Here is a 23,194-nt window from a genome sequence, read left to right as displayed (position 1 = left end):
GGCCCGAAAGATTCGCGTCGTCCGGGCATCCGGTCTATGGGCGCTGTCTAAAGCTAACCGAATCGCTGACGTCAGCTCACCCGCACGTCGCCCCCGACGTCGCGCCAGGTCAGCGACTCCTGGGGAGCTTGCAGAGCCGTGCCTCGACGACTGCGGCTTGCGCGACGGAAGCTCAGCTAAAGTCCACTGCGTTTGACTTGCATGCAATCCTTCAGCTTGCTGAAGCGTGTTTTGCGACCTTCCTCAGCCACACCGCAAGGGCCTCGAACGAGGGAATCAATTTCTCAATTGAATTCTCACGTTTGAAATGCATCACCGAGTTCCTGGCCAGGCGAGCATCGTTCAGACTCCTAATACACGACTCCTTCGAAGCTCCCATCAATTGAGGACTAGTAAAGAATTTCTCCCAAATTTCACGGTCACCAATGCACTTCATATAATCAGCAAACATCATGGAGTCCACTAAACGCTGAACGACGTCAGGCTCCCCGCCTGAAGACAAGTCGCTATCAGCAAGAAACTTCTTCCCTTCCTGATCCAGAGGGATTGACTTCAAATTTTTTGCATTCGATCGCGCCCGCTTCAACTCTGGATCTGGAACCCGTGAAAGAATCTGTCTAAGCAATTCCTCTATTTCGTTTGCGCGGAGGAACATGGCTGCGATCGTATTCAGATGGGTTGCAACGTCGTAGATGGTGTAAATCTGCACGATCTCGCCGGATTGATTCTTCCCATAGATGAATCCATGGCTCAGTATGGACGGGATCCAGTCAAAGAGCTTCTCGTCTGTTCCCACAACCGGAACCCGAACCGTAGCTTTTTCCACCAGTTTCGAAGTAGCATCGGTTTGCTCGAAGGTAAGCGACGAGAGAGTGACAGTCCCTATGAGCGTCGACCTATCGTTCTCGGAAAAGAAGAGCGGGAGTTTGGTCCGATTCTTCTCCTTCATCAACGTGACAGCATCCTCGACGGTGGCCCCATGCTGCAGGAAATCGAGTTCTTCCGCATCGTCTTTGAGCGATGAGAGCACCCATCCGTCGTCTCCTGGAAGCGAAGCTTCTGCGCGCTGGGTTCGCTGCTCCTTATCACCTTCGTCCGCAGCATCGCTCTCGTCGGACAACTTGCGAACCAGCACTTCTCCGTAATAATCGGCGTCCGCGATTGAAGGAAACATTTCGAGCGAGTGGGTGACCAGCCACTCGTTGATGTGCCTATTGACCGCAGCTCCTCGCCGCTCCCTACCAAAGCACTCGAGTACATAGGTCGTCAAGAACTTGCGACTTCTATCGTCTGAATCGAGAAACTCATCCAGTTCATCTCCTGGCTCGTCACTCAGATACTCGTCACCCGGAATTTCGTCCCCACCGGTTCCGGCTTGCTCGTGCTCTTGCTGACGGTCGGAGCTCATACTGTTCTCTTTTCACGACTAGAAGAGTAGCTTCTGTAGCCTTGATGTTAACAGCAAGAGTCATAGAAATCTCGGGTCAAATGGGCCGCTACTGGTCGTCAGGCACGCGGCCCCGCTTTGAACGTCAATTGGTACGAGTGAGGACAAGGATCACAGTCCCACAGAGGGGCCCGGACGTCGAACCGTCTGAGCACTCGCAGGTCGGCGGGCGACCGTCCGGCCTGACCCCGGGCCAGTGCACGGCGGAGGCCCGGACGAATCGCTTCGTCCGAGCCTCCGTTCGAGCAGCGCGAGCGTCAGCTCACTCGTACGTCTCGCCGGTCTTCGCCCGTTCGACGAGCGAGGCAGGCGGGGTGAAGCGCTCCCCGTAGGTCGCGGCGAGCTCGTTCGCGCGCTCGACGAACCCGGCCAGGCCGCCCTCGTACTGGTTGACGTACTGGAGGACGCCACCGGTCCACGCGGGGAACCCGATGCCGTAGATCGACCCGATGTTGGCGTCCGGCACCGAGGTGAGTACCCCCTCGTCGAGGCATTTGATCGTCTCGATCGCCTCGGCGAAGAGCATCCGCTCCTGGAGGTCGGCGAACGGCTCCGACGTCGACCCGGAGTCGAAGTGCTCGCGCACTCCCGGCCACAGGTGCGTGCGCTTTCCCGCCTCGTCGTACTCGTAGAAGCCGGCACCGTCCTTGCGCCCGGTCCGCCCCTGCTCGACCATCCAGTCGATGACCGCCTCGGAGGGGTGTTCGTCCCACGTGCCGCCGGCGGCCTCTACGGCCGCCCGCGTCTCCTGGCGAATCTTCTGAGACAGGGTCAGTGTGAGTTCGTCGAGGAGCTGCAGGGCACCTGTCGGATACCCGGCCTGGAGGGCCGCCTGCTCGACGCTGGAGGGTTCGACTCCTTCACCGACGGCGGCGACCGCCTCGGCGATGAAGGTCCCGATGACTCGGGAGGTGAAGAATCCGCGTGAGTCGGTGACGACGATCGGGGTCTTCCTGATCTGCTGGACGAAGTCGAAGGTCCGGGCCAGCGTCTCGTCCGAGGTCTTCTCTCCCCGGATGATCTCGACGAGCGGCATCTTGTCCGCGGGTGAGAAGAAGTGGACGCCGATGAAGTCGGCTTGGCGGTCGACGCCGGTGGCCAGTTCCGTGATCGGCAGGGTCGAGGTGTTCGAGCCGAGCACCGCATCGGCGTCGACGACGCCCTGGATCTCGCCGAAGACCTGCTGCTTTACGGGCACGGACTCGAAGACGGCTTCGACGACGAAGTCGACGCCGGCGAAGTCCTCGACCGAGGCGCTCGGGTGGATGCGGGCGAGCACGGCCTCGGACTTCTCCTGAGTGGTCTTACCCTTGGCCAGGGCGGATTCCTCGCGCTTGCGAGCGTAGTCCTTGCCCTTCTCCGCGGCGGCGAGTTCGACGTCCTTGAGGACGACCTCGATGCCGGCTCGGGCCGCCGTGTAGGCGATCGCGGCCCCCATCATCCCGGCGCCGAGGACGCCGAGCTTCGTCACCGGCCGCGGTGCGTACCCGTCGGGCCGTGAGCCGCCGGAGTTGATGTGTCCGAGGTCGAAGAAGAACGCCTTGATCATGTTCTTCGCCACCGCCGTGTGGGTGAGGCTGACGAAGTAGCGGGTCTCGACGGTCAGGGCGGTGTCGATGTCGACGAGCGCGCCTTCGACGGCGGCAGCCATGGCCGCGCGCGGTGCCGGCATCGGCGCGCCCTTCGTCTGGCGACGCAGGGTGGACGGCAGAGCGGGCAGCATCGCAGCGATCTTCGGTGAGCTCGGGGCTCCGCCGGGGATCTTGAAGCCCTTGACGTCCCACGGCTGGACCGCCTCGGGGTTGGCCTTGATCCACGCCTTCGCCCGGTCCTCGAGTTCGGCGGCGGGGGCGAGCTCATCGATGAGGCCGATGGACTGGGCGTCGGCTGCGGTGAACTTCGTGCCCGGGAGGATGACCTTCTGCAGGGCGGCCTGGAGGCCGATCATCCGCACGACCCTGGAGACTCCGCCGCCGCCGGGCAGCAGGCCGAGGGTGACCTCGGGCAGACCGAAGCGCGCGGATTTCACGTCGTCAGCGGCGATCCGGTGGTGGGTGGCGAGCGCGATCTCGAGGCCGCCGCCGAGGGCCGCACCGTTCATCGCGGCGACGACGGGCTTGCCGAGCTTCTCCAAGCGACGCAGCAGAGCCTTGACGGCTTCGACCTGCGCGGTCTCGGCCTCGGAGTTGTTCGGGTCCGCCCGCCGCAGCTTGTCGAGGTCGCCGCCGGCGAAGAACGTCTTCTTCGCCGAGGTGATGATCACGCCGGTGATGTCGTCGACGTTGGCCTCGAGCCAGTCGACGGTCTCGGTCAGAGCCGCCTCGAAGTGCTCGTTCATCGTGTTGACCGAGGAGTCCGGATCGTCGAGGACGATCGTGACGATGCCGTCGGCATCGGTGGTGCGGGAGTAGAGCGCGTCAGTCATGTTCAGACCCTTTCGATGATCGTCGCGATGCCCATGCCTGCGCCGATGCACAGGGTGACCAGGCCGCGCTGGAGGTCGCGGCGTTCGAGTTCGTCGAGGACGGTGCCGAGGATCATCGCACCGGTCGCTCCGAGGGGGTGGCCCATGGCGATCGCTCCCCCGTTGACGTTGACCTTCTCGTGCGGAATGTCGAGATCCTTCATCCATTTGAGGACGACGGCGGCGAAGGCCTCGTTGAGTTCGAAGAGGTCGATGTCGTCGACGGTGAGTCCGGCCTTGTCGAGGACCTTCTGCGTGGCCGGAGTGGGCCCGGTGAGCATGATCGTCGGTTCGGAGCCGACGACGGCGGTGGCGACGATGCGGGCGCGCGGGGTCATGCCCATCCGCTCGCCGACCTCCTTGTCGCCGATGACGACGAGAGCGGCGCCGTCGACGATGCCCGAGGAGTTCGCCGCCGTGTGCACGTGGTCGATCTCCTCGACCCAGTGGTACTTCTGCAGGGCGACATCGTCGAAGCCGGTCTGGGCGGCGAGCTTGGCGAACGCGGGCGGCAGCTGGGCCAGCGATTCGACGGTCGAGCCGGGACGCATGTGCTCGTCGCGGTCGAGGATCGTCACGCCGTTGAGGTCCTTGACCGGGATGACGGAGTCGTCGAAGCGGCCGTCCTCCCACGCCTCGGCGGCCCTTCGCTGGGATTCGGCGGCATAGGCGTCGACATCGGCCCGGGTGAAGCCTTCGGTGGTGGCGATGAGGTCGGCGCCGATGCCCTGCGGGACGAAGTACGTGTCGAAGTTCGTCGTCGGGTCCTGCGCCCAGGCGCCGCCGTCGGAGCCGAGCGGGATGCGCGACATCGATTCGACCCCGCCGGCGAGGACGAGCGATTCGAAGCCGCTGCCGACCTTCTGCGCGGCGAGGTTGACGGCTTCGAGGCCCGAGGCGCAGAACCGGTTGACCTGGACTCCGGCGACGGATTCGTCGAGACCGGCGACCAGGGCTGCGGTGCGGGCGATGTCCGACCCCTGCTCACCGACCGGGGAGACGACGCCCAGGACGATGTCGTCGATCGCGGCATCGTCGAGGTCGGGGTTGCGTTCGCGCAGGGCGTCGATGAGGCCGACGACCAGGTCGATGGGTTTGGTGCCGTGCAGGGCACCGCCGCGGTTCTTGCCGCGCGGAGTGCGCACTGCGTCGTAGATGAACGCTTCGCTCATGTGTTCCTCACAGTCCTCAGGGACGCGTGCGATCACTCGCTGGTCCCCGCAATGATGGTCACTCGTGCCTGACGGCGACAGCCGACCGGCGTGACGACGTCGACCAAAGCTGATCGATCGTTCACTAATGCTGTCGCTCCCATTGAACACCGCTTCGCTGTGATGGTCAACACACCGCACTCGGCCACGAAATCCCGTCCCGCCCGACCGCCTCGGCGAGGCCCCGACACTCACCGAGGATGCTGTGACGAAGGTCTCGATCGATCCCCTCACCGGGGACTTTCGCGACAACAGCCGCAGTGATTAAGATGAGTCGACCTCACTTCCCGAGCCGTCACCTCACCCCTCGATCCTCCAGGAGAATCATGTCCGTGATCACCCCTGCCCGCCTGCGTCCGGGCCTCGCACTCGTCCTCGCCGCCGGCCTGCTCGCCGGTCCCGTCGTCGTCGATGCGGCCCCCGCCGAGGCGGCATCGAAGTCGTGCAAGGTGTCGATGTCGAACTCGAAGCCGAAGCAGTACTCGAACACGACGGTCAAGGTCTCGAAGGTCGGATCGAAGGCGAAGGTGACGACGACCGCGCACTACAAGACGACGAAGACGAAGAAGTCCGCAACCGCCTCGAAGAAGGGCACCGCGAATCTCAATTACCGGATCTCGGGTGCAACCCCGGGCAAGAAGGTCAAGGTCACGGTGACGGCGAAGAAGGGCAAGACGACGTGGTCATGCTCGACCTCGTTCACGCCCAAGCGCAAGTGACCGCCTGAGCGCTGCAGCACTGAACGCTCAGCTCTCGACGCCGAGCACACTCCTGCGCTGCGGCCAGAGCTCAGTGCTTCGGATGACGCGCCTCGTCGGGCGGGTCGCCCCCTTCGGGACGATCCGCCTCGGCGGGGCGTTTCGTCGTCTCCGAAACGCCTGCCGTCCCCGAAACTCCAGTCTCATCCGGGCGGACAGCCGCATCCGGAAGATCAGCCTCCCGCGGACGGGCAGCCTCATCCGGGCGGACAGTCGCCTCGGGACGGTCGACCACCTCGGCGGGTGAGGATGGAACCTGGACCGATGCGGACTGCATACTCGCGGGCTGGGAGGAGTCGGCATCGTCGCGCTCGAGCGCCTCGAGCCGGAACTTCGCGATCGCCACGGCCACCCATACGGCGAGGAGGACGGGCAGGAGGATCGCGATGAGCGCGGTCGGATTGAGGACGGTGGAGAGGTAGGAATTGAGCTCTTGGGACACCTCGATCTCGCCGATCGCCTTCCCGAAGCCTTTGAGCTGGTCGAAGACGACCTGGTAGACGGTGACGTAGATGAGCATCCATTGGATGTAGTACTCGGTGATCGTCAGCAGTTCCACCGAGATGCCGGTGCGCGTGACGATCGGCCACACGATGAGGAAGATGAGGATGCCTGCGGCCACAGCCACGGAGATGATGCCGAGGAAGAGCCCGAGCTCGAGGTTGAGCAGGGCGATCGAACCGATGTAGAGGCCGAGGATGACGATGACGAGGATCATGCCGAGCACCGTCATCCCCACGGCCAGGGCGGTCGCGCCGATGAATCCGGCCATCTTCCGCCAGCTGCGGCGGCCCGGCTGCGCGGTGAGGTAGCCCATGACGAAGAGCAGCACGCCCAAGGCGATGAGGTGGAGCAGCGTCGACATGGGATTCTCCGTTCGCCTCGACGATCCGCGTGATCTCAGAGTACACAGGCCCCCATGTCGAACCGATGCCCCACACAAGTTGTCAAGAATTTCTTGACATTCGATCGCTTGTCAACCTAACCTTGACACATGACTTCTTTCACATTCTACGGAATCACCGAAGACCGTCCCTCGACCCGCTGGAAGGCGCTCTTCGACGCCGTCTGGCCCGCCTACCGTGCCTGGTACCTCCGCGACGGCGACCTGGCCCGCCCCGATCTGGCCACCGCCGAGGCGAAACTGCGCGAGCACATGCCCGAGCTCGTGCCCACCTGGCAGCGACTCGTCGACCTTGCCGGCGGCGATGAGACGGCCGCGCGGATGCTCACCCTCTGGAATCCGCCGCGCTTCCTGCCCGGCTGCTCGCAGGTCGCCATGTCCTCTCCCGAACCCGCTCTGCTGCGCAACTACGACTACGGGCTCGAACTCTTCGAACAGGTCCACGCCTCGACCCGGTACGCCTCCCGTCGGGTGATCGGCACCTCGGACTGCCTGTGGGGACTGCTCGACGGTCTCAACGAGGACGGCCTGGCGGTGTCCCTCGCCTTCGGCGGTCGCCCCGGCGACGGGGACGGCTTCGCCGCGCCCCTGGTCGTGCGCTTCCTCCTCGAAGTCGCCGGAGACGTTCCCGAAGCACTGCGTCGGCTCGCGACGATCCCGGTGTCGATGTACTACAACCTCACCATGGTCGATGCGACCGGCAGGAGCGTCACCGCCTACGTCGGCCCCGGCATGGCTCCCGAGATCATCGAGGATCCGGTCGCGACCAACCACCGCGGCAGGAGCCCGGAGTACCCCGACCACGCCCGCCGCTTCCGCAGCGTCGAACGTCAGGACCTGCTCACCGACGCCCTGGAGGACGGCCGCGGAGTCGATGGGATGGCCGAGGCGATGCTCGGACCGGGGGTCTTCAGCAGCGACTACGACAACGCATTCGGCACCCTGTACACTGCCGTCTATCGGCCCCTGAGGGGCGAGGTCGAATACCGCTGGCACTCCCGGAGTTGGACCCGCAGCCTCAACTCTCCAGAGGAGATGATCGTTGTGACTCTCGACGACGACAGCACCGAACCTGTGGATCTCGGCGCTCCGGGAACGAACACCGGTTCCGGTTCCGGTTCGGGCACAGGAGAGGTCCCCGACCCGAGTGCCGCCGAGGCCGCCGTGACCGAACTCGTCGCCTCCGCGCGTGAGGCGATCACCGGCCTCGCCCATTCCCCCGATCCTGCCGCGTTCTCGGCGCTCATCTCCCTGTCCTCCGAGGTCGGGGAGGCATTGGGTACCAGTGCCCGCCTGCTGGCCGAGCACAACTCGTGGGCCCGAGTCGCCGAACTCGCCGACGTCAGCCGTCAGGCGGCGTGGCAGCGCTGGCGCTGAACCACTCCCGCTCCGACCCCGAGGAGAGCCATGGAATCCCCCGATGATCTCACCAGTCGCGCCGAGTCGGTCGCCACCGAGGCGCACCGCGGACAGGTCGACAAGGCCGGCCGGGACTACATCGAGCATCCGCGCAGGGTCGCGGCGAACGCTCGCTCGGCCGTGGCGGCCGACGGCCTCGAAGACGACGAGGCGGCCTGGGTGATCGCCGCAGCCTGGCTCCACGACGTCGTCGAGGACACTGCGGTCACCGAATCGGATCTGCGCCGTGACTTCCCCGCCGAGGTGGTCGACGCCGTCATCGCCGTGACGAAGCGATCCGGGGAGGATGTCGTGGACTACTTCGCCCGAGTGCGGGCGAACCGGTTCGCTGTCCTCGTCAAGACCGCCGATCTTGCTGACAACACCGACCCGGCCAGGCAGGCCCTCCTCGACGAGGAGACCCGGTCACGGCTGCGCGAGAAGTATCGGCGCGCTTACGAACTCCTCGGTGTGGAGCCGCGCTGAGAGAGTTCGGCAATCCGGCTCGCCGGGCGTGACGGCAGTGCTGGTCGAGGCACGCGGGACGGTGACCCGTGCTAGTGTTTCGCAGGCTTTCCGCTCGGCGTCATCCCCGCGGCTCGGCGACCTCGCCGATCCCGAACGACACCGACGAGTCCATCCCCGCAGAGCAGTCCCCCACAAGGCAGTCCCCACAGAACTGTCCCATCCCCAATACGCAGAGGAACAGAGATGACCGCCAGCCAGTCCCCCGCCCCGGTCCGACCCTACGGCCCCACGGTCAGCCAGCTTCGGCATCGTGCGGAGATGCCGATGCTCGTCCTCGGCATCGTCCTCACCGGGATCATCGCCCTCGCAGCTCTCGCGCTGCTCCTCTCGGGCATCCCGGTGGATTCGTGGGCGACCGCCGTGCTCGTCGGCCTCTTCCTGCCCGTCATCAGCTTCGTCTACATCCGCTACCTGTTCTGGTCGAAGATCTCCAACGGCGTCGAGATCACCCCTGAGCAGTTTCCCGAGCTCCACCGCGTCTACTACGACCTCGCCGTGCAGATGGGATTCGGCTCCGGTACCGGACCGATGTCGGAGATCCCTCAGATCTATGTCATCAACGGCAACGGCATGATGAACGCGTATGCCTCGAAGTGCCAGCTCCAGCGCGGCTACGTCGTCGTCTACAGCGACATCGTCGATCTCGCCTACGTCTACGGGGACTTCGGAGCGCTGCGCTTCATCATGGCCCACGAACTCGGCCACATCAAGTGCGGTCACGTCAATCTGTGGCGCAACGGGATCCAGCCGATCCTCACCCTGCTGCGCCTCTCACCGACACTCTCCCGCGCCCAGGAGTACACCGCCGATCGCACCGCCTCGTTCTACGCTCCGCAGGATGCGATGAAGCTCATCGCCCTCTTCGCCGGCAAGAACCTCGCCGGGAAGGTCGACACCGAGGCCTACATCCGCTCGGTCGACCGCCACAAGAACGGGTTCTGGCTGCGACTGTCGAACTTCCTCTCCGGTCACGCCGTCGGCTTCCGCCGCATGAAGGCCCTCAGCCTGGTCAGGACTCAGGGGTGGAACGTCCAGGGGAAGATGCTCTGAGGTTCATCCGCTCTGTGGCGACGGCCACAGCTGACGATGCGACAATGGGCGGGTGCGCTCACTTCTCTTCGCCGCCTCGGCCCTGAGCGGCGGTCGTCCCCGCCGGCTCCTCCTCTGGCCGCTGCTGGCCGGCCTCAGCGTCTTCGTCCTCTCCCTGGTGATCCTCGCGCCGGCACTCGCCCAGTTCGAGAAATCCCTCACCACCGTCACCGAACCCGCTGACCAGAGTGCTCCCCCACCGCCGGTCGACTCCAAGCCGAGCTACTCCGTCGCCGTCGGCATCGACGATGAGATCACGGAGATGCCGGCGATCCAGAGCGCCAAGGTCGACTTCCTCTCCTTCTCCGAGGAGTACTTCACACAGCTCAAAACCGGTGCGGTCGTCGACGAGTTCGGCACCGAGGAGCGCACGCTCTCACCCGACGGCGCCCGCGCGCAGGTCGAGGACGGCACCTCGGTGCTCGCAGTGATCCTGCCGAAGCAGCTCACGCCCACGGTGATCGACGACATCCGCGCCTACTCCGCGGGGACGCTCGACAGAGCTCCGACCTACACGATCACCATCGTCGCCGGACCTCAGGCGCTGAGCGAGGACCGATTCGTGGTCAGGAAGTACGAAGACCAAGTCATGCGGCAGGCGGGCGAGTACGTGTCGAACCAGATCCGCACCGTCGCCGGAAAGCTCACCTGCGACCCCTCCGGTGCCTCCGACTGCCCACGGTCGCCGAGTGAGACCGCGAAGGCCTTCGAACGCCCCTTCACAACGGCGGTCGAGGAAGTCTCCGGCCCCGCTCCGGTCGACACGTTCACGTCCCCGTCGGCACCGGCGGAGGGGATGGGACAACCGACAGCCCAGCCCGAGCCGACGGCCGCGCCGACAGCTGAGGCGACTGACCCTGCGGCCGCCTCGGCGGAGGAGTCCTCCCACGGCTCACCGATCTGGTTCGGGCACACGTGGGTGCCGGCCGTGCTCATCGCCCTCGGATTCGGTGCGGTGACGGTGGCGCTGACGGCCTCGTTCGTCGTCAATCGTGCCGCCGGGCTCAGCCTCGTCCTCGTCGGTCCGTGGCGGTCGATGCGCACGCAGCGGCCGTTCCCCCGACAGGCGCTGCTCTCGGTCAAACTCCTCATCGGAGTCGTCGGCGTCGCGGTGCTTGGTCTCGTCGCGACGATCGCCGTCACCGGGCTGGGATTCTTCGGCGTCGGGGCCTTTCCGCTGCTGAGGATCCTCGCGGTCCTCTGCTTCCTCACACTGCTGGCAGCAGTGCTCGTGAGCATCGTCCTCACCGTCAACGATGCGGTCGGCACCCTCTTCGGGGCTCTCGCCGCGGTCGCCGCCCTCATCTGGGTCATCGCCCAGTCAGGGGCGACCAGGGCGTTCTCCCTCTCCGGAAGCGACGCCGATCTCGGCATGGTCACCGAGCTGCTCCTCGGTCAGGGCAATCGGTGGACGGTCCTCTCCTATGCCCTGCCGACGGCCGTGGGTCTGATCTTCGCGCTTGTCCTCGCGCTCGTCGTCGGCCTCACGGCCACATACGTCTACGACCGGGCCCGGAGCACGAAGATCGACCTCGGCTGAGCGGACCTCACCTGCTCCGGCGGCGTCGGACCCCGATGACGAGCGCGGCTCCGGCGGCGATGAGGAGTGCTCCGATCCCCGCCGTCGACAGCGGCAGACCACCGGTGCGCGGCAGTCGGCCGGCTTCGTCAGCAGCGTCTGAGCTGTTCGCGCCGTCCGAGGCGGTGCTGTCCGAGGCGGAGTTCTTCGCGGTGCCGTCGGCGCCCGCTTCAGCGGAATCGCTGTTTCCGGCCGCTGTCGCATCGTTTCCGGAGTCCGCACCATCGTCGGACCCGTTCGCCGAGGCGGAGGTGTCCGCGCCGGTCGTCGGCTCTTCCGTGGGAGCGTCGGTGGGTGACTCCGTGGGCTCGTCGGTGGGTGTATCGGTCGGGGTCTCGGTGGGCTCGTCGCTGCCGACCGTTCCGTGGGCCAGGGCGCTTTCGAGCAGCGACTTCGTCTGCGCGATGATCTGCTGACGATTGCGTTCGAACTCCGGATTGCTCACCTCCGACGCGGTGTTCTGAACGCCTTCGAGCACCGGAGTGTGCACGTGGCCTCCGGGCAGGTCCTTCTCGCCCAGCGCGTCGCGCAGCAGGGTGGCCCGGTAGGCGATCTCGTTCGACAGGTAGGTGCCCCCGCCGCCGGCTCGCGCAACGGACCCTTCGCTCGGGCCGTCTTCACGCTTTGTTCCCTCATTGAGCGAGCGATCCGCGGGGCAGCCCTGGCGCGCAGCGATGCTCGGGGTACCGGCGGGGAGTTCGACCACGGAACGGCGGTCGTTGACGGCGAACGGCTGCCCGTCGACGTCGTCGACCATGGCCTGCCTGGGCAGGGTCGATTCCGTCCACTGCGGCTGCGGGCTCACCGTCGCCACCCCAGCCGGGATGGGGGTCGTCCCCTGGGAGCAGACCTGTTCGTTGTCGACCGTTCCGCCTCGCCAGGCTCCGTTGAACGCTTCGAGGTCGAATGACTTCGGGCTGCCCTGGCTGATCGTGAAGAACAGCTGCGGCCGGTTCTTCGCCGAGAACGCCGGCGTCAGCGCCTTCTCGACCATGCCGTCGCCGAAGTCGCGCCACCTCACGGGGAACAGAGCCGCCTGGATCTCGACCGGTCCGTTCGGACCCTGAACGATCTCGCCGTCGAGAGCGAGGACGATGGCACCGGAGGGGTTGGAGATCCGCGCGTCACGGTTGAGGAAGAACGGGTCGAAGCCGGTGAGCACGACGACATCACGCTCACTGGCGTCCGGATCGAGCGTGTCCTGTCCGCGGGAGAGCGCATCCAGCTTCGCCAGTTCCGCTTCGAGGGTCTTCTGCGGCACGTCGTTGGCCGCCGACCACTGGCGCAGTGCACCCGTCATCGCCAGGCGCGCCCAGTAGAGGGGCCGATCGTCCGCGTCGAGTTCGCCGTCGGCTCCCATCGCCCGGGCGGCGAGGATGCCTTTCTGCCATAGACCTCGGGCGCGTTCCTCGACGAGGGCAGACAGCCCATCCGTGCCGGTGAGTGAGCACAGCTCGGCGGCGAAATCGGTGGCGACCCGGTCGAGTCCGCTTGCACTGAGCAGTTCGCGCGGGGCCGGTTCGTAGACGAGCGCCTCTTCGACTCCGAGTGCGGTGGGATCCTCCACGCACGTTGGGGTGAACGTCTGTTCCGTCGCCGCCGCGGGGGCGCCGATGGACAGTGTCGAGGCGACGACGGCCGCGACTGCGGGCAGGGCAAGAGTTCGTTTCGTCAGGGGTTTCATGTTCAGCTTTCAACGATCGGATGCCTGAGTCCGGCACCACGCCAATGTGGTTCACAACACAAGTACGTGTTGCACTGTAGCAGGATCGTTCATCACAACATCTGTGTTTGTTCAACAACTGAGACAGCCGTGCTGACCACTTTCGCCTGCCGCGGCAAGGAGCCCGGTCGAGACTGTGCGTCGGGCAGACCACAGGCAGCGCTCGCGGCCACGGCGTGTCCGACGAAGTCAGCGACACCGCCAGCGAGGATCACTCTTCTCCGCGAAGGCTCTCGGCCCCTCCGCCGCATGTTCCGATTCGAGCATGCGGATATAGCCTGGGAGCTCACCCGATCGCAGTAGTGCGAATCCCTCCTTGATTCCGACCGTCTCGACCGCTGTGCCCACCTCCTTGATCGCTCTCAGCGCGAGTGGAGCGCCGGCGGCCATCTCGGCGGCGCTTGCGTGGGCGATTTCCGCGCGGTGCTTACCCCCTCTTGATAGTGCCTGTATAGGGGGATAAATTTCGTTATGACGAAACCGATGAAGTATCGCGAGCTGGTGAAACTCCTCCAGCGATCAGGGTTTACGATGACCCAAGGCAAGGGAGACCACGAGAAGTGAGCACCATCAACGTCACCGCCCGACAGCGGTCAGGCGGCTGGGAACTCGAGATCGACGAGGACAACATCACTCAGGTGCGGACCCTCGCCAATGCCAGCGACCAGGTCATCGACTACCTCGACACCGTCAACCCCGATGTCGATCACAGCACCTGGGAGATCCACGTCATCCCCGACCTGGGGGAGCTCACCAAAAGGATCGCCGAGAGCAAACGCGCAACCGCACACGCAGCAGATCTCCAAGTCGAGGCTGCGCGGCTGTCCCGGGAGGTCGTTCGCGATCTCCGCGCGCGCCATCTCAGCGTCTCCGATGTCGCTGCCATCCTCGAGATCTCTCGAGGGAGAGTCAGCCAGCTCGACGGCTGACGACACAACGCAACTGCTCTCATCGCGTGGTTCTTGCCCTGGTGGCAAGACCCCAGAGTCTGCAAGGACTCCGGGCTGCGGAACTTCCCCTTGAAAGGGTTCGACCAGAACCCATTCTGGTTGGCTGTTGTCGCCCTGGCCGGAGAGATCGAGGCCTGGATGTCCCTGCTGGCGTTCCCGACTCACGAGATCCGCCGGTGGGAACCGAAGAAGCTGCGCATGCACATTTACTCGGTGTCCGCGACGATCGCGCGCACTGCTCGTTGAGTGGTGGTTCATATCAAGGCGATTGCCACCTGGGCTGAGGCCATCCTCGCCGGACTGGGCAATGTACGGACACTGCCGGGACCAGCACCGGGCTGAAGTGGTTGGTGCCCGTATCCGAACGATCGAGAAGGAACGCCGGGATCAGGAGTCCCCGCGGCAATCGTGGCGTCACACGGTGTCGTGTCCTACCCGCATGCGAGAATCAGAGTCAGTGGACAGCAATGGGGCTGCAACCATGCCCGAGCACTGACTCATGAAAAATCGAGGCTAGTGATATGGAGGATATAGCTATGAGTGACGGTTCGATGAACTCTGCTCCTATTACCGCGGGCGTCACTGTGCAGGTGTACGTGCCGACCAACGAGACTGCCACAGCACGATCGTTCTACAGCACGCTATTCGGGCGCGAACCGGAGTTCGAACCGCATGATGATTTCTTCGAGTGGTCTCCGATTTCAGGCCAAGAATGCTGGGTTCAGGTCGGAGGCAAAGCAGACGCAGCGCCTATGCACAATAGAATGCGATTCCGTGTGCTCGACCTCCGTGCTGCACTGGACTTTCTCGACTCGTCAGGAATTGAGCATTCCGAACCCTCGCAGCTGCCTGGAGTTGTTGCGTTTGTCGACTTCTCCGACCCGTGGGGTAATCGGCTCGGCTACTACCAAGATCTTGTGCCCAGTGAACAGCAGGTGGAATATCGGGGAACTTCGGTCAACGACGATGCGCAGTTCATCGAGTATGAGGGATCTCACCAAAAGTAGCACCCTGGGGTGATCGCAGGCGGCAGACTGGAGGTACCAGTGTCGCAACATCGAAACGCGCTACAGTGCGCTTTGAGGACTTCGAAGACAATGGCGAGTCCCCGTTCAGCAAAATTTGAGCCGAGTTATGAAGATTCTCGCGCACGCTTTCACCATGATTCCCACGAATGATCTTGCGGGGACTGCCGCCGCTAACGTGGCTCATCGTAAACGTGAGTGTAGAACCGGTCTGAATCCACCGGACTCGAGCAGACATCTCGCGATGTAGTGCGTGAGGTTACGGAACCCCAACGCCGATCCCCGCAGATGCTCGAGCCTGCCGTTGATCGCCTCAGTCGGACCATTCGACGTTCCCGGCCGGGTGAAGAACGCGAGCACATCAGCAGCTCGACGCTTCAGAGTCGGTCCCAACCGTCTGAGCTCAACCAGCCCAGGTGACTTCGACTTCGGTGAAGCTCGAATCGGTGAACAGGCCCGCGAGTCTCTCCTGCTGCTTAGTCGTGAGCAGATCAGCTCCGGTGTGCAGAGTCCTCCTCGCCCGATACAGGGGGGCTTTCGCTCGTCCACGATGGCCAGTTGTCTCCTGCTGAATACGACGACGAACATCATCGAGAGCATCACCGGCGAGCTTGACGACATGGAACGGGTCCATGACTTCCACCGCATCGGGCAGTTCCTCAACCGAGGCGGTTTTGAACCCGGAGAATCCATCCATGGAGACGACGTCGATGCCATCACGCCAGGCTTTCGGACGGGCTCTCAACCATTGCTTGAACATCTGCTTCGAGCGTCCGGGCATCATGTCGAGCAGACGTGCTGGGTCTGTTGCCTGGCTAATCGGGGTGAGGTCGATGATGACGGTGACGTATCTGTCGCCATGCCGGGTGTGCCGCCATACAAGTGGGGGTACCTCCCGTTTGAGAGCGCAGCGCGCGGGGGAGTCGTCGACACCAATAACGCTGACCCCGTCGAAACGGGTCGGATCATCGATGAGCAGGCGCCGGCCTTCGGCGAGGATCGCGGAGTTCGCGGTGTGCCAGGACACGGCGAGCTTCGCAGCGATCACGGAGATGGTGTCGTGATCGATGACGAGGGCCCGCAGTGCCCAGTCGAGTCCGGTTCGAGAGATCTTGCCTCGTGGTGGTGCCGCAGCATTGGTGTCTTGACGCCACACACGGCCGCACTCGACGCATTTGTACCGGCGGAGGCGAATATGAAGCGTGGTCGGTCGGTGGCCGAAGGGTTCATGGGCGAGGCGACGGACAACGGTATCGCGAACGACCCCGTGGCCCCCGCACTGTCGGCACCAGTCATCAGCAGTGTTGGGCCGGCATTCGAGAATGGCTGTGTGACCGGTGATGTGTTGGCCGATGCAGGTGAGGTCGAGGGAGTCGAGGCGGGCGAAGGTCGTGAGGTCGGGGGTCGAGAAAGTAGGCTTGGCCATGTCGAGGTCTTTCGGATGGACTGTGTAGGAACTTCCATCATCGGAAGACCTCGACCTCTATCCGGGCAAAGACTCGCCGTGTCCTGGGATCACCGACCTACACTCTCGTTTACGAAGAGCCTTCAAAGTCGCCGACGCTCAGACCGTCGAGGGTGTAGGCGCATTCCGGGACTTCACAGACCACTCCTTTTTGAAAGCGGCGGACGCCTTCGGCGAGAGTTCGACCAGCAGGCCGAACTGCTTCCTCGTAGATAGACACGCGGATCCTCCTGGTTGTTCTTCTGTGCTGTCTCTTCCAACCTTGAATGATGGCACGGACACGACCCTTGGAACTGTCACCAATTCAGAACGAGCTGAACACGACTCAGTGGCTTCACACATAGGGGCGCACGTCGAACGATGCGGCATGCGCGATGTCTTGACGAAGACGACAGTCCCGAGCGTGAGTTAGCATCTCATTTTGGCCACAGTTTTGACAGTGGCCCACTTCCTCCGACCAAGTAGAGGTTCCTACTGCTTAGTATCAGCTCACCATACTCCGACGCTCGGTTGCATCTTCGCTTTCGAGGCGGATTTAACAGAATGGGAACCGCAATGAAGCCACTCAAGGTAGTTTTGGCGATAAGCCTATCGATCCTACTCGCAGCGGGTACCTCCTCCCCTGCCGGCGCAGAAGTAGAGGAAGACGCACAAATCAGCTCCTTCGCCATGCAGCAGTACGAAGCGTGGTCCGAACGAGTCGAGACGGACGCACTCAATATGTCGGAAGCGGAGATCCTTCGACAAGCCGGCGACACCCGGGACTACGTTGAGACGACCGTAACGCTCGGGGGCCAGGTCGCTTCTCGAAGTTCCGAATCATCGGAAGAGGCAAATGCTGGCTTTGTGAAATGCGACATCAGGGTTGATTATCCCCATTACTCTAGCGGTGCGGGCGGTGCTATATACAAGACTCGTTACAAATGCGAGTCGAAAGGAGTGAGCACTAAGATCAAATTGCGAGTCAAAGGATTGCTGAGCTTGTACCCTGCTGCCAGCTCAAGCGCAAGGCCTGGCAAAGCTCAGACACGGGCTCGAAGTGACGCGCGAATTACAGTCACGGCCAATACCGGAAAGTACTCTTCCCCGTACTATACTCCAGTAGTGGGGTCGAATGGCGGTAGAGGTACGGGCTTCTGGAACGGCACGAGCACATGGATAGTCACAAGCCACCCGTCTCTTTCGGGCAAGAGATCAGGCTCACTGTCGAAGACCGTCTGGAAGAAGATCTGAAACAGCAACTCTTGCGTGACTCGAGTCTGCGCCGACACTACCAATTGAGGCATCGATGAACGACCAAGCGTTTCACCTAATCGACGAACGAGATGTCCGACGCGAAGACGTAGTCGACGCCTTTCGCGTTGCGTTCTGGCATGGTGACGAATCTGATCCGCAAGATCTCACGTCCGTCGCGGTGTACGAATCTTCCGGGGCGGGCCTTGACGAGACTCTGGAATGGGCTAAACGATCGCAAAGCCCATCCCCTCGAGTAGTTGAGGTGTTCGCAGTCGTCACCTTCGGGAGACAAAAGGATAGCGTTAGAATCGCGAGGTACGACCATCGCCCCTCACTAAAGCCGGGCGAGACGAGAGACTCCGGCTACTTGGAGGGGACGATCCACCTCCACTCCTGAACCGCTTAGCCCCGCCGCAATGCCAAAATCTGCAATGTTGGCGGGGCTAAGTCCTGATCACCAAACTCTCACTCCGAGGAAAGGCAGGGGTGAGTTAATGGTACATCGTGCGTCCCTGAACAGACATGAAGGAAGGCCCCCACCGTGTGATGCGGTGGGGGCCTCGTCGTATGAGGGGGTCAGGCTGAGACGAGTCGCTTGAACTTCTCGGCCTCAACGTCAATTTGTTCGACCTCGGAGGACTTCGCGACGACACTGCCGTCCGAGCTCTTTGGAGCCATGAGAGTCAGTGCGTCACTAACCATTCTCAGGAAGTCGAGTGCGCCCTTCACAGGAGATCTACCCTTGAGGTCGCAAAGGCTGAACTGACGAATACGGTAGTCTCTTGTGGTTGCGTAGGCCACCGGGCGGCTTGAGAAGACGGAATTCAGGTAATCGTCGGCATCGTGGACGTCTTCGAACACATGGTCGCCGAGGAATGCCACCTCGGCGGGGTTCAGTTCGGCATAGATCCAGACCGAAACTGCCTCAGTCGGTTCCAGGATTGCGCTGAACGCGATTGTAGCCCCCTCGATCATGAGCGTCCCGGCCATTGGGACATGATCGTCCACCCACACATCCAAGTTTGTTGTGCTGGGCGATGGTGACCACGCGAGATACCCGCGGTAGATCGCGTCTTCGATATTCACTTCTTCACCTCCTGGGTGACTTGTACTTCGAACAGGCTATCAAGTAGTGCTGGAAAGTCTATGGGGAGGGTCGGCCACTCTGCCAACACTTCGTCGTCTGGTAATGGCGGAAGAACGATCGAGCAGTGGATGTCGTTCTTGATCTTCTTGGCCGGGGTGTGGACGACCCCGAATCCAGCATCTCGCAAGTCTCTCACGGAAGCGAACCTGACCACCCGACCGTCGAGAAGATCCGCGTCGAATGGAGGCCTCACGGATCGGATCCTGCGCGCCAGGGCCTCCTCAAGAGTACTTCTTCCACGGAACACGGACAACTCGTTCTCGCGGTGGGGTTGGGGTGCGCTCCTGAATCTGCCATCTTCATCGTTGAGCTGAGTGACGTATTCCTCGGACTGGAGGCAGTAGTAGGGGTCGATGACGCATCTGCAGCCGCTGGTGAGTCCCACTGTCATCTCTCTTCGGAAACTGGATTTCAGGATCTAGTTAACCACGGCTCTAGTCTGTCTCGCCGCACGACCCCAGGACATGACGGAAGGCCCCGCCCCTCGGCGTGAGGGACTGGGCCGGGTGTCAGTGGCGGGGTGTGTAGTCGTCGCCGGGTGGGGTGGTGTCGACTTCCGGGACTTCGAACCGAACGCGATGGTCGGCTCAACACGGGGCTGGCTACCCGAGACGATCGACGCCTGGGAAGCCGACCTGCTTGAGCAGGGGGCGCGCACGGACCTCACGAAACATCGCGAATCGGAGGCGCAGAGATATAATTAGAACCGTGCAGAGAGTGCGAGCCATCGGCATCGAAGCCCACGAAGAAGATCGGTCCGTTGCGGCACTCCAGTGCATATGAACGCTCCACAGATTTCATACTTTCGTGCGATGCGCGCACTGAAGTTCTCTGGGAGGGTGTCCTTGCATCTAGCGCCAAGGACGGAGAGTTTTTCATGGAGTTCAAATTTGTCCATCTTCGAGTTGCGATTACCTCGCTGGTCGCAGTCGCTCTCGCCGCAGCACTTACCGGTGCCCCTGCGAGTGCTACCGAGCCTGCCAATGTCGACAGGGAAGCCATATCGGAACTTGGCAAGGCGTTGCAGATCCTGAAGGACGAGGGCGTCGAGATCGATGGCGACATTTCCGAGGACGCACTTATCGAGGACTACTACAGTTCGGACTCGCTCGGTCCGATAATCTTGCAACCTTATGCGAAGCCTAACGGATGCTCAACACCGAAGCAGTTGAAGAAGGCAGCGGCGAAGTGGAACAAAATATTTAAATCTGCCTGCGATAAGCACGACTTGTGTTACGGAAAGAACTCCAGGACCAATAGAAACGTGTGTGACGCCAGATTCCGTGAGAACATGAAAAGCCTCTGCAACAAGAGAAAGAAGGAAGTCTTCATTTGCAAGACCGTTGCAGTAGTCTACTTCGAAGCAGTGCGCATCGGCGGTAAAAAGCATTACAAAGGAAAGGGCAACCCCTGGTGATCCCGAAAAATAGAATTCGAAAGATTTCCTATTTGTCATTGCTTAGCGTGGCAGTATTAATGTTAGCGGGATGTGTCGTCATGACGGTGTGGGCGGCCGCCGTTGAGGACGGTTGGATAACAGTCACCGCCATAATGTTGATGAGCTGGTTAGTGAGCGCACCGTTCATCCTCGGCTCGGTGATCTGGACAGCTCTTCTCCTTGGCAGCAGGGGAAAGTCGCGAACCGACACGCAGATTCACAGCTGACCACCGAAGCCTGTTGAGCGATCGAACGGTACCAATTTGGCGACCAACACGGCTGGCTTACCAGAAGCGGACATGACGGAAGGCCCCCCACCGCGGTGACGGTGGGGGCTGGCATCGTTAGACCTCGAGCGACAAGGGCAGTGTGTGCCCATACTTTGGGTGAATGGTGTCAATCTTGGTCTTGAAGTCTTCCCAATCCGTACTGAGTTTCATGATCGAGATGACTGATGCCAGATGTTCCCTAAGTCGCGGGTGCCCAGAATCGGATGTCAAGTGCTGGTGCAAGCGCTCCCTTGGACGGCCCGATCGGTCTCTTTCTACCTTGCGTTTCAGCTCATTTAGCACTCCTGGAGCGAGGCGATCGTAGATGACGTCGTTGGTGAGTTTCCCAAAATACTGGGGCCGTTGAACCTGCCCACTCTGATAGTCAAGGCCCCGCAAGCGAAACATCTGCTCGTAGAATTCCGGAGGGAACGTCTTCACCCAAGGCTGCAGCTCCTTTGCGACAAACTCCTCGAGAATCAGGGCGAGTGCATCACGCTGTCGGATCTCCTGATACCCAGTAGCTTCGTCAACGAGCGCAATGATCCCCACTCTGGCAAGCCCGCGGATAATGATCTCCGCCTGCCGGGCAACATGCTCCTGCTGCCACGGGAGCGCTCCCGACTCCCTTGCTTCGAGGTAGATTTCGCAGACGTCAGGGAGCAGCTCCGCGTTATACCCACTCGCTTTTCCGCCTGAGGGCGGTCGAAAGGTAATCGGTTCAGCTTTCGCCAGTACCTCGTCTGGGATAAACGGAGCTATCGCTTGGCCTTGGAGAATCGGAGGGACACCACTGCTGGCTCTAGTGTTCGCCCTTCGGTGTCGGCCGAGCGCATGGAGAAAGCTGGACTGGGTAAGGACTCGTGTGCCGTCATCGAGGACGTAGCAGGTGAGCTCAATATCGCCGATGACCAACGGCTTATCTGTCGATCCGCAGATTGCAACCTTGTCCACTGACTCCCATCGCTTCTTTGCCGCTGCTCGGCTGATCTCTGTACGTCGCTGAGGAGTGAGCTTCTCTGCTCTGGCTCTGCCGCCAGCAGCCTTTCCGTCAACGTGCTCGTCATCGCTTTCTGCATGCATCTTGTCATCCATGCTTGCATCCTAAGGCGGAGATCGTGCCTATGCAAGCATGTCGAATCAATGCTTGCGGCAAGAGCATTTGATGGGCACACATTGCTCGCCGTGGTCAGGCGGAGACAAAACGCCCCGCCCCGGGCTATAGGACAGAAAGTGTGTCTCGGATCAGGGTCTTGCCCAGCAATCCCAATGGCAACACGGGGTTTGCTTAGCTGATCGGGCTTAGCATCGATGGGGTGCTTGCAATCGACGTACATGCGTGATCTGTCAAACAAGGCTGAAGAAGAACGGTACGACCAGTGCTGGAACACCGAGGTACCGGTGCCCGAACTGCGGGGCCAGCAGCACCGGTGCCCGGGCCGTATCGACACGAAGAACCGAGCTGAGGGTCTTCCTCGACTGGCTACTCGGTCCCCGGCTGCCGATCACTTCGGGTCGACCCGGACCTTCCGCCGCCGCACCCAATGGTGCTGGCGAGTCGCCCCGACCGTGTCAGCGACTGGGGAGATCCATGACCAGATCATGCTCGATGGCACCTATTTCAACGGGTGGTGCGTCCTCATCGCCTACACCGGGGAGAAGGTCATTCACTGGCTGTGGTGTGATCGGGAGAAGACCGCGTCCTGGACGGCGTTGATCGCCCGTATCCCTGCCCCGAGATACGCCGTCGTCGATGGCAACGGTCCCTTGACCACCGTGATCGAGACACTGTGGCCAGATACCCGCATCCAACGGTGTTTCTTCCATATCCGGCAGGCCGGACACCGGCACCTGACCCGGAATCCGAGCTTGCCGGCCAACCAGGAACTACTGCGCTTCTATCAAGCGCTGCCGCGGGTTGACTCCCGCGATCACGCAGCAGCCTGGTTGGCGGCGTTCGCGTCGTGGGAGGCGAAGTGGTCACGGTTCCTCAAACATCGCACCAGGGCCAAGGACGCCGGTGCGAGGCCGGCGCATGTGCGTCGTGGACAGTCGTGGTGGTACACGCATCTGCGGACCCGTCGAGCGTATTTCTTCCTCTCACGAATCATCGCGAAAGGGCACTTGTTCACCTGGTTGGATGCCGCTGACGAGGGTATCGAGCTCGCGCGGACGACGAACGCGTTAGAAGGCGGGATCAATGCGGGCATCAAAGGACTGCTGCGGGCACACCGCGGGTTGAGTGAGGGGCATGCCCGGCGTGGGGTGGACTGGTTCCTCTTCGAGAGGTCTCATCAGGCCGGGACGGGGTGGTCCTTGGTCGGGCCGGAGCATTGGGCACCGCCGAAGCGTGTGCGTGCTCCTCGTGAGGAGCCGGTCGGACCGGTGGAGTACGGGACAGGGTTCTCGTGGGAAGACGGCATCGGGATCCAGAAGGGGTGGGGAGGACGAAGCGGGTGACGCGCCCGGGAAAGACACACTTTTTGTCCTGTAACCCCCTATAACCCCTAATGCGTGTCGTAATCGTGTCATCCGGATATGACAAAGGCCGGATACCTGAGTA

At 62.5% G+C, this 23,194-nt stretch carries 18 protein-coding genes and 3 pseudogenes; 12 read left to right on the top strand and 9 right to left on the bottom strand.

Annotated elements, in window-relative coordinates; all coding sequences use genetic code 11:
• Positions 1 to 211 precede the first annotated feature (211 nt).
• The 3 genes from AACX88_RS12675 to AACX88_RS12665 form a co-directional block, all read right to left on the bottom strand.
• Positions 212 to 1,408: a CBS domain-containing protein gene (locus tag AACX88_RS12675; protein WP_339393299.1), complete on the bottom strand. Its 1,197-nt coding sequence runs from the start codon at positions 1,406 to 1,408 to the stop codon at positions 212 to 214.
• 301 nt (positions 1,409 to 1,709) lie between these two features.
• Positions 1,710 to 3,872: a 3-hydroxyacyl-CoA dehydrogenase NAD-binding domain-containing protein gene (locus AACX88_RS12670; RefSeq protein WP_339393298.1), complete on the bottom strand. Its 2,163-nt coding sequence runs from the start codon at positions 3,870 to 3,872 to the stop codon at positions 1,710 to 1,712.
• A 2-nt stretch (positions 3,873 to 3,874) separates the two neighbouring features.
• Complete coding sequence (locus AACX88_RS12665) at positions 3,875 to 5,083, bottom strand: acetyl-CoA C-acetyltransferase (RefSeq protein ID WP_339393297.1); 1,209 nt, start codon at positions 5,081 to 5,083, stop codon at positions 3,875 to 3,877.
• A 365-nt stretch (positions 5,084 to 5,448) separates the two neighbouring features.
• Between AACX88_RS12665 and AACX88_RS12660 the strand changes: the two genes are divergently transcribed.
• Entirely contained in the window at positions 5,449 to 5,841 is a 393-nt protein-coding gene (locus AACX88_RS12660) for a hypothetical protein (protein WP_339393296.1), read from the top strand.
• 70 nt (positions 5,842 to 5,911) lie between these two features.
• Here AACX88_RS12660 and AACX88_RS12655 read toward each other — a convergent pair whose 3' ends face one another.
• Positions 5,912 to 6,745 (bottom strand): SA1002 family membrane protein, encoded by an 834-nt coding sequence (locus AACX88_RS12655; protein WP_339393295.1) that lies wholly within the window; start codon positions 6,743 to 6,745, stop codon positions 5,912 to 5,914.
• A 129-nt stretch (positions 6,746 to 6,874) separates the two neighbouring features.
• Between AACX88_RS12655 and AACX88_RS12650 the strand changes: the two genes are divergently transcribed.
• The 4 genes from AACX88_RS12650 (at position 6,875) to AACX88_RS12635 (ending at position 11,339) form a co-directional block, all read left to right on the top strand.
• On the top strand, positions 6,875 to 8,161 hold the full coding sequence (locus AACX88_RS12650) for a C45 family autoproteolytic acyltransferase/hydrolase (RefSeq protein WP_339393294.1): 1,287 nt from the start codon (positions 6,875 to 6,877) through the stop codon (positions 8,159 to 8,161).
• 30 nt (positions 8,162 to 8,191) lie between these two features.
• Entirely contained in the window at positions 8,192 to 8,668 is a 477-nt protein-coding gene (locus tag AACX88_RS12645; protein WP_339393293.1) for an HD domain-containing protein, read from the top strand.
• Positions 8,669 to 8,893: 225 nt separating this feature from the next.
• Positions 8,894 to 9,760: a M48 family metallopeptidase gene (locus tag AACX88_RS12640; protein WP_339393292.1), complete on the top strand. Its 867-nt coding sequence runs from the start codon at positions 8,894 to 8,896 to the stop codon at positions 9,758 to 9,760.
• A gap of 52 nt (positions 9,761 to 9,812) precedes the next feature.
• A complete protein-coding gene (locus AACX88_RS12635) occupies positions 9,813 to 11,339 on the top strand; it encodes a hypothetical protein (RefSeq protein ID WP_339393291.1) in 1,527 nt (508 codons plus the stop codon).
• 7 nt (positions 11,340 to 11,346) lie between these two features.
• Here the strand turns inward: AACX88_RS12635 and AACX88_RS12630 are convergent, their stop codons facing one another.
• Positions 11,347 to 13,062: a pyroglutamyl peptidase gene (locus tag AACX88_RS12630; protein ID WP_339393290.1), complete on the bottom strand. Its 1,716-nt coding sequence runs from the start codon at positions 13,060 to 13,062 to the stop codon at positions 11,347 to 11,349.
• A 599-nt stretch (positions 13,063 to 13,661) separates the two neighbouring features.
• Here AACX88_RS12630 and AACX88_RS12625 point away from each other — a divergent pair.
• The 3 genes and pseudogenes from AACX88_RS12625 to AACX88_RS12615 all read left to right on the top strand — a co-directional run bounded on the left by AACX88_RS12625 (position 13,662) and on the right by AACX88_RS12615 (position 15,058).
• Positions 13,662 to 14,030, top strand: a complete 369-nt coding sequence (locus AACX88_RS12625) for an antitoxin HicB (protein ID WP_339393289.1) — start codon at positions 13,662 to 13,664, stop codon at positions 14,028 to 14,030.
• A gap of 54 nt (positions 14,031 to 14,084) precedes the next feature.
• Positions 14,085 to 14,393 (top strand): annotated as a pseudogene (locus AACX88_RS12620) (transposase); the annotation flags it as partial.
• Between the two features lie 194 nt (positions 14,394 to 14,587).
• Positions 14,588 to 15,058, top strand: coding sequence for a VOC family protein (locus AACX88_RS12615; RefSeq protein WP_339393288.1), 471 nt, complete (start codon positions 14,588 to 14,590; stop codon positions 15,056 to 15,058).
• Between the two features lie 201 nt (positions 15,059 to 15,259).
• Here the strand turns inward: AACX88_RS12615 and AACX88_RS12610 are convergent.
• A pseudogene (locus tag AACX88_RS12610) lies at positions 15,260 to 16,502 on the bottom strand (ISL3 family transposase).
• A gap of 594 nt (positions 16,503 to 17,096) precedes the next feature.
• On the opposite strand from AACX88_RS12610, the gene AACX88_RS12605 reads away from it, so the two are divergent.
• The gene (locus AACX88_RS12605; RefSeq protein ID WP_339393287.1) at positions 17,097 to 17,774 is read left to right on the top strand and encodes a hypothetical protein; all 678 of its coding nucleotides are present in this window, start codon (positions 17,097 to 17,099) and stop codon (positions 17,772 to 17,774) included.
• Between the two features lie 579 nt (positions 17,775 to 18,353).
• Here AACX88_RS12605 and AACX88_RS12600 read toward each other — a convergent pair.
• Positions 18,354 to 18,863 carry a hypothetical protein gene (locus AACX88_RS12600; RefSeq protein ID WP_339393286.1) on the bottom strand — a complete coding sequence of 170 codons (510 nt, stop codon included), beginning with the start codon at positions 18,861 to 18,863 and terminating at the stop codon, positions 18,354 to 18,356.
• Positions 18,860 to 19,315, bottom strand: coding sequence for a hypothetical protein (locus AACX88_RS12595; protein WP_339393285.1), 456 nt, complete (start codon positions 19,313 to 19,315; stop codon positions 18,860 to 18,862). Before AACX88_RS12595 ends, AACX88_RS12600 begins: the two co-directional genes overlap by 4 nt.
• A gap of 486 nt (positions 19,316 to 19,801) precedes the next feature.
• On the opposite strand from AACX88_RS12595, the gene AACX88_RS12590 reads away from it, so the two are divergent.
• The gene (locus tag AACX88_RS12590) at positions 19,802 to 20,341 is read left to right on the top strand and encodes a phospholipase A2 (protein WP_339393284.1); all 540 of its coding nucleotides are present in this window, start codon (positions 19,802 to 19,804) and stop codon (positions 20,339 to 20,341) included.
• 365 nt (positions 20,342 to 20,706) lie between these two features.
• On the opposite strand, the gene AACX88_RS12585 is transcribed toward AACX88_RS12590, so the two are convergent.
• Positions 20,707 to 21,726: a P63C domain-containing protein gene (locus AACX88_RS12585; RefSeq protein ID WP_339393283.1), complete on the bottom strand. Its 1,020-nt coding sequence runs from the start codon at positions 21,724 to 21,726 to the stop codon at positions 20,707 to 20,709.
• Positions 21,727 to 21,970: 244 nt separating this feature from the next.
• On the opposite strand from AACX88_RS12585, the pseudogene AACX88_RS17685 reads away from it, so the two are divergent.
• Both AACX88_RS17685 and AACX88_RS12580 read left to right on the top strand, forming a co-directional pair.
• A pseudogene (locus AACX88_RS17685) lies at positions 21,971 to 22,048 on the top strand (transposase-like zinc-binding domain-containing protein); the annotation flags it as partial.
• A complete protein-coding gene (locus AACX88_RS12580; RefSeq protein ID WP_422614444.1) occupies positions 22,033 to 23,091 on the top strand; it encodes an IS1249 family transposase in 1,059 nt (352 codons plus the stop codon). The pseudogene AACX88_RS17685 and the gene AACX88_RS12580, both read left to right, overlap by 16 nt.
• Positions 23,092 to 23,194: the final 103 nt, after the last annotated feature.

This window comes from Brevibacterium metallidurans, assembly GCF_037101285.1.
GTDB classification, from domain to species: Bacteria; Actinomycetota; Actinomycetes; order Actinomycetales; family Brevibacteriaceae; genus Brevibacterium; species Brevibacterium metallidurans.
Note: the sequence above shows the minus strand (reverse complement) of the source record. Positions and strands in the feature narration are given on the sequence as shown.

Coding starts and splice junctions, on each gene's coding strand:
- AACX88_RS12615 (WP_339393288.1), top strand. CDS start 14,588: ATGAGTGACGGTTCGATGAACTCTGCTCCTATTACCGCGGGCGTCACT.
- AACX88_RS12640 (WP_339393292.1), top strand. CDS start 8,894: ATGACCGCCAGCCAGTCCCCCGCCCCGGTCCGACCCTACGGCCCCACG.
- AACX88_RS12670 (WP_339393298.1), bottom strand. CDS start 3,872: ATGACTGACGCGCTCTACTCCCGCACCACCGATGCCGACGGCATCGTC.
- AACX88_RS12675 (WP_339393299.1), bottom strand. CDS start 1,408: ATGAGCTCCGACCGTCAGCAAGAGCACGAGCAAGCCGGAACCGGTGGG.
- AACX88_RS12665 (WP_339393297.1), bottom strand. CDS start 5,083: ATGAGCGAAGCGTTCATCTACGACGCAGTGCGCACTCCGCGCGGCAAG.
- AACX88_RS12645 (WP_339393293.1), top strand. CDS start 8,192: ATGGAATCCCCCGATGATCTCACCAGTCGCGCCGAGTCGGTCGCCACC.
- AACX88_RS12650 (WP_339393294.1), top strand. CDS start 6,875: ATGACTTCTTTCACATTCTACGGAATCACCGAAGACCGTCCCTCGACC.
- AACX88_RS12630 (WP_339393290.1), bottom strand. CDS start 13,062: ATGAAACCCCTGACGAAACGAACTCTTGCCCTGCCCGCAGTCGCGGCC.
- AACX88_RS12660 (WP_339393296.1), top strand. CDS start 5,449: ATGTCCGTGATCACCCCTGCCCGCCTGCGTCCGGGCCTCGCACTCGTC.
- AACX88_RS12590 (WP_339393284.1), top strand. CDS start 19,802: ATGGAGTTCAAATTTGTCCATCTTCGAGTTGCGATTACCTCGCTGGTC.
- AACX88_RS12605 (WP_339393287.1), top strand. CDS start 17,097: ATGAAGCCACTCAAGGTAGTTTTGGCGATAAGCCTATCGATCCTACTC.
- AACX88_RS12655 (WP_339393295.1), bottom strand. CDS start 6,745: ATGTCGACGCTGCTCCACCTCATCGCCTTGGGCGTGCTGCTCTTCGTC.
- AACX88_RS12585 (WP_339393283.1), bottom strand. CDS start 21,726: ATGGATGACAAGATGCATGCAGAAAGCGATGACGAGCACGTTGACGGA.
- AACX88_RS12595 (WP_339393285.1), bottom strand. CDS start 19,315: ATGACAGTGGGACTCACCAGCGGCTGCAGATGCGTCATCGACCCCTAC.